General features: G+C 42.2%; 6 protein-coding genes. 2 read left to right on the top strand and 4 right to left on the bottom strand.

Annotated features, from left to right (window positions below):
* On the top strand, positions 1–401 hold a 401-nt coding region (locus WBA89_RS23840), incomplete at its 5' end, for a hypothetical protein (RefSeq protein WP_424409926.1).
* A gap of 7 nt (positions 402–408) precedes the next feature.
* The gene (locus WBA89_RS23835; protein WP_424409925.1) at positions 409–1,635 is read left to right on the top strand and encodes an NAD(P)/FAD-dependent oxidoreductase; all 1,227 of its coding nucleotides are present in this window, start codon (positions 409–411) and stop codon (positions 1,633–1,635) included.
* Positions 1,636–1,920: 285 nt separating this feature from the next.
* Here the strand turns inward: WBA89_RS23835 and WBA89_RS23830 are convergent, their stop codons facing one another.
* The 4 genes from WBA89_RS23830 to WBA89_RS23815 all read right to left on the bottom strand — a co-directional run bounded on the left by WBA89_RS23830 (position 1,921) and on the right by WBA89_RS23815 (position 7,482).
* On the bottom strand, positions 1,921–4,344 hold the full coding sequence (locus tag WBA89_RS23830) for a sulfotransferase (protein ID WP_424409923.1): 2,424 nt from the start codon (positions 4,342–4,344) through the stop codon (positions 1,921–1,923).
* 133 nt (positions 4,345–4,477) lie between these two features.
* Positions 4,478–6,550 (bottom strand): Wzt carbohydrate-binding domain-containing protein, encoded by a 2,073-nt coding sequence (locus WBA89_RS23825; protein WP_424409922.1) that lies wholly within the window; start codon positions 6,548–6,550, stop codon positions 4,478–4,480.
* A complete protein-coding gene (locus tag WBA89_RS23820) occupies positions 6,551–7,342 on the bottom strand; it encodes an ABC transporter permease (protein ID WP_424409921.1) in 792 nt (263 codons plus the stop codon).
* Positions 7,339–7,482: a hypothetical protein gene (locus WBA89_RS23815; RefSeq protein WP_424409919.1), complete on the bottom strand. Its 144-nt coding sequence runs from the start codon at positions 7,480–7,482 to the stop codon at positions 7,339–7,341. Before WBA89_RS23815 ends, WBA89_RS23820 begins: the two co-directional genes overlap by 4 nt.
* Between the last annotated feature and the right edge of the window lie 181 nt (positions 7,483–7,663).

Below are 7,663 nucleotides of genomic sequence, written 5' to 3'. Positions count from 1 at the left end.
CAGATCAACCATACAGGGGCGTGCGGCACGATATGATTGAGGGAAGATTTGGTGATAAGGACGAACTATTTTTTGAAGTTGACTTGATTGCTGATAACGGCTTAGAATTACCTGTTGATGCTCTGCTAGATACAGGTTTTTCGGGCTGGTTAGCAATGGATATTCAGGATTTAGAAGGACTCGATTGGACTTATGTTAGGCGGCAAGAAATGCGGACAGCTAAGGGAGAATTTGATTTCGATATTTATGCAGAAAAAATCAGAATTGAGGGTCAAGAATTTGACATTCCCGTTCATGTAGGCGCGGGAGTACCGGAAATTTTAATCGGCCGCCAGTGGCTGAAAAATCGGCGGTTAGTAGTTGATATTTCGGCGGGTGTTTTGACATTAGAAGCGAATTAATAGCAAGATGACTTTAAAAAGTTTTGATATAGTAATAGTAGGAGCAGGCCCAGCAGGCGGTCACTGCGCGAGAATATTAGCAAAATCCGGCCGCAAAGTCTTGCTTGCCGAACAAAACGACAATTTTAATAAAAACGACTTTTCCAGCGCCGCCACACCTCTAGAAACCCTCTCTCAATTCGATTTACCCGAATCAGTAATCGGCAGTTATTGGCACAAACTGACTATTGAAACCAGCAAAGTCAGTCAAACTTGGGAGTCTCCTAAAAGTTTGGGAGTTGTCTTGAATTTTGCTAAATTTAGAGCATTTCTCGCCAGTGAAGTTCAGGGAAACGGAAGTGAAGTTTGGCTTGGTTGTCGCTACATAAAACACTCCCAAGCCAGCGGCGAAACCATCGTAGAATTCAAACAGCTATCCGACGGTCAACTTATCAAAGCTAGCACTAAAGTTTTGGTTGATGCTACGGGTTTTGCGAGGGCGATTATGTACGAAAAAGAAAAAGATAAGCCTAATTTTTTATCGGGAACCGGCATCGAATATTTAATTGAAGTGGAACCGGAAATTTATCATAAATATGCCAATGATTTAATCTTTTTTTTGGGCGATAAATGGATGCCGAAGGGTTATTCTTGGATATTTCCAATGGCACAAAATCGCCTGAAAGTTGGTGCGGGCCGCATTTTTTTAGATCCGAAAAATGTGAAAAGTTTGGAACCTTTGAAAAAATATATCGATTTGCTGATTGATGAATATCTGAAGTCTAAAAATTATACAATTATTGACAAACACGGTTCTACTCTGAAGTACAGTCAGGGTTTGCGGGATATTTATTACAAGGAGAATATAATTGCGATCGGCGATACTGTCTCCACTGTAAATTTTTTGGGCGGCGAGGGTATCAGACACGGGATGGATGGTGCCGAAATTGCGGGGAAATATATTGAAAAATATTTGGACGGGAAAATCTCAGATTTTGGAGATTATGAAACCCAAATGCACCGCAAGTTCGATCAAAAATGGCATATTTCGGAAAGGTTGGCGGTGAGAAAGTATATCGATGATGTTAATGATGAACTTACAGACAAGGCAATTTCTTACTTAAAGTACATGAAAACTGATGATGTGATGGATATTTTATTTTATTACAAGTTTGAGAAGATTTATAGAGGATTTGGCGGTTATTTGGGGCGGAAATTTCAGGGTTTGGTGCAGCGGCTGAGAAAAAGTTTTTAGCAATTATCTAAATCGTCATTAAGTTTGTTTGTCGTGAGGAATTTATTTCTTCCGAATGCGGACTAAATTCCTCACTATGAACCTAATTTTGTGGTTTTTACTGAGGACTTTAGGATGGAAAACTTAATAACTTAAGCACTTCCTGCACTCCTCTATCCTGTAAGTTGCGAGATAGAAGGAGGCAGAGCCTCCGCACCTGCATTACCAGGCAGAGCCTGGTAACGAGAAATCGCTTAAGTTATTAAATTTTCATTCCTTAGTCCTTCCGAATGCGAACTCAATTCCTCACTGCGAACCTAGTTTTAAGGGGTTTTCCTTTGTGATTTGAATGCGGGGTAGCGACATTAAAGAATCGTCTAAACTGCTAAAGTTTGACCTATAGGATACACCAAAAGTATACCCAGTCGCCCCGATTAAATGTTCTACAATTTTATCGACATCGCCGTAAGGATAGGCAAAACATTTAACAGATTTTCCTAATCCCTGTTCCAAAATAGCGCGAGATTTTGCTCCTTCACGCACAATTTCTGTGGGCGACAATGCAGTCAGAGGTTGATAGGTAGCAGACATCGAACCGAATTCAATTCCTGCATCCCGCAGTTGTCTAATTTCTGGCCATCCCATTAAGTTTACTTCTTCACCTTCGGCTTTTTCCCAACTATTTGTCTTTCCAATCGACTCGGCTACTAAAAAAACAGTTGCTGTAAAATCATAGCGTTTTAGCAAAGGCCAAGCATATTGGAAAAAGTCGAGATAGCCTCCGTCAAATGTTATCAATACGGCTTTGCCGGGTAAAGGAGTTTTATCCCGTTTCGCACTTTGCCAATTTTCCCAACTCGCACTGTAATAACCCTGATTTTTGAGATTTTTTAACTGTTGTTCAAAAATCTGGGGAGTAATTGCGTCTAAACCGTCAGGAGAAATGCGGCGGTAGGAGAGAATCGGGAGTTTTTTTGTAACGCTATGATTCTCGGAAAGTTGAGGTTTCACCGAGTGATAAGGTTCTCGATAAGAAGATTTTGAGCCAATGATTTCCGGTGCGTAAAATACTTGTTTTGGTAATTCGTTTTGTTGGGGAATTTCCATTGTTGTTTCCCCGGCGATTGCTGCTGCTGATGCGATTTCTCGTAGGGCTGCGGCTGGGAGTGCGGCGCGGCGGCTGATACTGGTGCCGATCGCACCCGATCGCCTGCCGAACATCACCGCAGTTGGCGGGTAAATGCCACCATAACCCTCTGCATTCAACCATTCGGGCTGATTCGACCTTTGGCGGGCAGCAGAGGCTAAGCGCGATCGCAGCGATTGCTTGCCGTCGAGCGGTTTTCCCAGCAAAGCTTCTCGCACGGCGGCGACGCACAACTCAAAACCGCTATTTCGAGTAATTGTCGATCGCAATTTTTGAGCAGAAACAAAATTATTTTCCACCGCAACCGTGACTCTACCGATAGCAACGCCGCCGACTTTCACCAGCACATCTATTTCAGAAAGCTCAACTTTTATATTAGGCAATTCCTCGCTAACTTCTACAGCAATTAAACCTTTTTCAAGCGTAATTGTTGGGACTTTTTCTGCTATTTCTGATTGATAAAAATTATCTAATTGCCAATTTGGGCGTTCCCAAAAATCTTGGAAAAATAGCGTCCAATCATGTTTGGGGCGCAACGGTTTCAGCAAAGTTTCCCACAATCTATTACCTTTTTCGCAGCGATTGCGTTGAAAGTAGCGATCGAGAATTGGCCAAGCAAACTGGGCGGCGATCGCATCCGCCAACACCGCACCAGCCACAATCCCGTCGCAGACTGGCAATTCCACAACACCGAGTTTAATGCCTTCTAGTTGAATTGTACAGTGCAGGCGATCGTATATTTGCAAAGTGTAAATATCCGAAATTGGTTTGCTCGCTTCTACCGTAACTTTCCAGGCAATTTCACCCTTGACTCGCTTAATCTTATCTAAAATATCTTTAATTTCATTTCTCGTAAAAATTTTATGATATTTGTGAATTTTACTACTTTTAACCTCTCTCTCAATTCCTTGGTGCCAAGGTAAATTTAAACTGAGACTAGCTGCTTTTTCTTGATAAAGTTCCAGCATTTTTTCGTCATACTCAATACCCATAAAGTGACAAAGCTCTTCTAATTTCTTGACTTTATTATCAACAATTTCCTCATACTTGACTAATATATGATTAGAATTCTTAGCATATTTGTGGCTAATTAACGTCGCCTCCTTCCAGCGGTGGATACAGTGGTTTAAATCCCAACCAGGCCCCCACAAATCATGAGAATTCCTAGTAGCCTCATGCAGAGAAGCTATTGTATCCATACCGTTTCGCAAAATATGTATGAATTTCGCATCCGGTAAAAATCGCTCTATGTCATCAATAAAATATATATGTTCCGGCGTTTTTTCCAACCAAATGCTTTTGTTTTGTTCCGCAGCCAAACCATCCAAAACTCCGACAAACCAACTAACTTTAGTTCCCAAATTTTGACTGTCATCAAAACCTTGCAAAAGTTCAGGGCGATTAATCTCATCTTTAAAAAAAGCTTCCATTCTACCTGGCAACTTTCCCGCAAACTTCTTGTACAGTAAATAGTGAAAAAACTTAGATTCAGGAAAAGATATAACTTCAGGATGAGCAGCCAATAAACTTTGCAGCATGGTTGTGCCGCTTCTCGGAGAGCCTATTAAAAATATTCGTTTCATTTTTATAGCTGATAAATGGTTTGTGAATTAGATTTTTTTTATGAACCGCAGAGAGCGCAGAGGACACTGAGGAAGAAAAGAAAGAGGTATGATTAATGTTCATCTCTGGGAGTTATGCAGTTCGTCAAAAATCCTAACTCCAACTAAAATCCTCCTGCAACAAATCCGAAAGTTCCTGATTGTAAGGCTTGAAGTAATTAGTCAATTCTTGTGCGATTTTCGGTGGCATTTGGCTGTATTCATAGACATGATTGATTTCATATTCTTTACTTGTACTCTCACTAATATTCAGAAAGTTCAATACTTCGGAAAAAACTTTGCCTGTCTGCGCGTAAAAATCTTCGCTCTTGATAATTAGCAACTGTTCTCTCGGAAAATAGTCGAGCCAATTTTTGATTTGTTCTACATAAATTCCCCGCGACAAATAGGAATAATGTTGGTGATTGAAACTGTAATAATTTTCGTCTGCTTTGATTTTTTCAATCTCACCTTTGAGCCGATCGCCCTCTGAGGCGATCGCTTTTTCAAAATCCAACTTTTCGCAGCCGTTCGCCACTTCTAAATGATAGTGCATCCACGCTCGTTTTACAGGGTTTCGCAGCATTACAATCAGCTTAACATCCGGGAAACACTTGTAAACTCGCTCCGCTACTAAAGGATGATAAATATAGTAAGCAGTCATCTCCCACAGGAACACTTTCTCACTCGCTACACTCCGCGTCAACTGCTTGCTGTACCACTCAACACCGCGCTCGAAATTTAATTCAAAAAAGTGAATGTCCCGCGAACCTTCTTTGAGCATTTGCAAGTGATTTGCGAGATAACCGTATAGAGATTCCGTGCCGCAGTTTTGAGCGCCAATCATTAAAAAGTCAGGTTTTTGCTTGTTTTCCAACTGAGTCAAAATCTTGGCGCAGCCGGGATTATTCTTATCCAAATCGTAAGTTGCAGCGGCTGGTTCGGCTAAATCTAGAAGCGGCATTTTGCCCTCAAATTCCCAGCGGTACGGCGGACAAAGAATCGTTTTTTGGTTGACAGTCGATCGCACGTACAGCGGATAAACCTGCCAATGATAATCGTAGGCGTAAGCCAAAGTTTCCTCGTAAACCCCAACATTCACGTAATACTGACCGTTTCCTAAATCCAGCCTGTCTATTTGCAGCCTGATTTTGCCTTTCCCCTTTACAAGCGGCAGCAGTCTGCCCATTTGATTAGTATTAGTCTCAAAACAACTTTGACCATCATCCCTGCTGATTGTCACGGCAAAAATAGCAGCAGAAATTTCCTGGGACACCGAATAATAGATTTCAATGCTAATAGCATCACCGCTATCTATTTCTGCATTCGGAAATACTTTAACATCGGTAATTTCTACTTCCAAAGAACCGAAGCGATTCTGATTACCTCGCAGTGGCGAGCCGCTAGTTGTAGCTTCAGCACCGCGCAGGGGAGTGCGATTTTCTGTGGACGATCGCATTTCTGACAAATACTGACCGACTACTACTTCCGGTTCCCCATAGGCCACGATTTCACCTGATTTTAGCCACAAAGCCCGATCGCACATTTTCTGAATTTGCGACGCAGTGTGAGAAATCAAAACAATCGCACATCCTTGATTTTTAAACTCAGTTATCTTGTTCAAACATTTAGTTTGAAAAGCCACATCACCAACCGACAAATGTTCATCAACTAACAGCACTTCGGGATCGGTATGCACCGCCACCGAAAAAGCCAGCCGCATTTTCATCCCCGTACTGTAAGTCCGCATCGGGCTGTCAATAAACTGTTTTAACTCTGCAAATTCCACAATATCGTCAAACCTGCGCGCCACTTCCCGGCTAGTCAAACCGGCCACCACAGCACCCACAAACACGTTTTCTCTGCCCGTTAGATCCGTGTGAAAACCCGCACCCAAATCTAACAAACCGCCTATTCTGCCGTTCACTTTAATAGTTCCTTCCTCAGCCTGACCAATCCCGCCGACAAGTTGCAGCAGCGTTGATTTTCCCGCCCCATTCTTGCCAAGAATTCCCAGCATTTCCCCAGGAGAAACAGTAAAATTTATATTCCGCAGCGCCCAAAAACTCGCCTCCGGCTTCAGTTTCCACCAACCGGACAAAGCTGCCTCCATAATGGTATAAGGTTTCGCGGCAGAGTAGCGGTTAAAACGCTTACCCAAACCCTTGACAATAATTGCTTCTCGCATTTATAATTCCTCCACAAAACGATCGCTTTGCCGTCTAAAAATTCCCAGTCCGATGGGCAAAAGAGCCGCCACAGCCAAGCTCAAAACTAACAGAGCCTGCCAATCCGGCTGCATACCTTTGAGCAGTATGGCGCGGTAAGCTTCAATCAGCGGCACCATTGGATTTAAGTAATAGAAAATCTTAAATTTTTCCGGTACGCTGTTGATGTCGTAGAAAATCGGAGTTAGGTAAAACATCATCTGCAACACTACTCCCAAAGTGTGTTGAGTGTCGCGAAAAGTGACATTTAAAGCGGCAAGGGGATAAGCAAAACTAACTGTCAACAAAAACTGAATAATCATCAGCAGCGGCAAGAAAAGCAGCACTGAATTTAGATGAATACCATCAATTAGCAGAAAGATAATTAACACCGGCAAAGCTAACACAAAGTGAATTAGCCCAGTCATCGTCGTGACTACCGGCAAAATTGCCGTGGGGAAATTTGGCTGCCTGATTAGTGCCTTATTAGTGGTAATTAATCCCGTTGATTTAAATAATGCCGTTTGAGACCAACTCCAAATTAACAAGCCGCTGAAAACAAAGGAAGAAAATTTGGGAATATTCAGCGCTACGACAGAGCGAAACAAAAAGGAAAATACAGCCAACTGTAACAGCGGACTGATTAAAGTCCAAGCAATCCCCAAGGTCGATCGCTTGTAAAGTAATTTCATATCGCGATCGACCAATACCCGTAGCAAATCAAAGAAATGAGTGATTTGGCGAATGTAAGCTACCTTTGCCGCATTTCTCACAGCACACCCCCAGCAACTATCTGAGGTTCTCGCCCGGATATATTCCAGGGCTGAATCTTAAGCAAATTCTGGGTCTGCACCAGGGTTAACTTGTCAGGAATTGGTTCTAAAAAATTAGCTTGATTCAATTCAATTGCCATAATTACCATTGTCAATTTCTATTTTTTTACTCTAAATTACTATTACCGAGCAATTAAAGGCTTACTTAATTACACCTCTATAGCGGTTCTCAAAAAATTGAGGTATGCTTTTAGGCCCTATGCCCTATGCCCTATGCCCGATGCCCGATAGTACCTCCTATGAGAGCTCGAAAGGCTATAT

The sequence above is a fragment of the Microcoleus sp. genome (assembly GCF_049646505.1).
In the GTDB taxonomy this organism is placed as follows: Bacteria; Cyanobacteriota; Cyanobacteriia; order Cyanobacteriales; family Microcoleaceae; genus Microcoleus.
Note: the sequence above shows the minus strand (reverse complement) of the source record. Positions and strands in the feature narration are given on the sequence as shown.

Bases quoted from the DNA above. Each gene is read 5' to 3' on its own strand.
- WBA89_RS23835 (WP_424409925.1), top strand. From the start codon at position 409: ATGACTTTAAAAAGTTTTGATATAGTAATAGTAGGAGCAGGCCCAGCA.
- WBA89_RS23830 (WP_424409923.1), bottom strand. From the start codon at position 4,344: ATGAAACGAATATTTTTAATAGGCTCTCCGAGAAGCGGCACAACCATG.
- WBA89_RS23825 (WP_424409922.1), bottom strand. From the start codon at position 6,550: ATGCGAGAAGCAATTATTGTCAAGGGTTTGGGTAAGCGTTTTAACCGC.
- WBA89_RS23815 (WP_424409919.1), bottom strand. From the start codon at position 7,482: ATGGCAATTGAATTGAATCAAGCTAATTTTTTAGAACCAATTCCTGAC.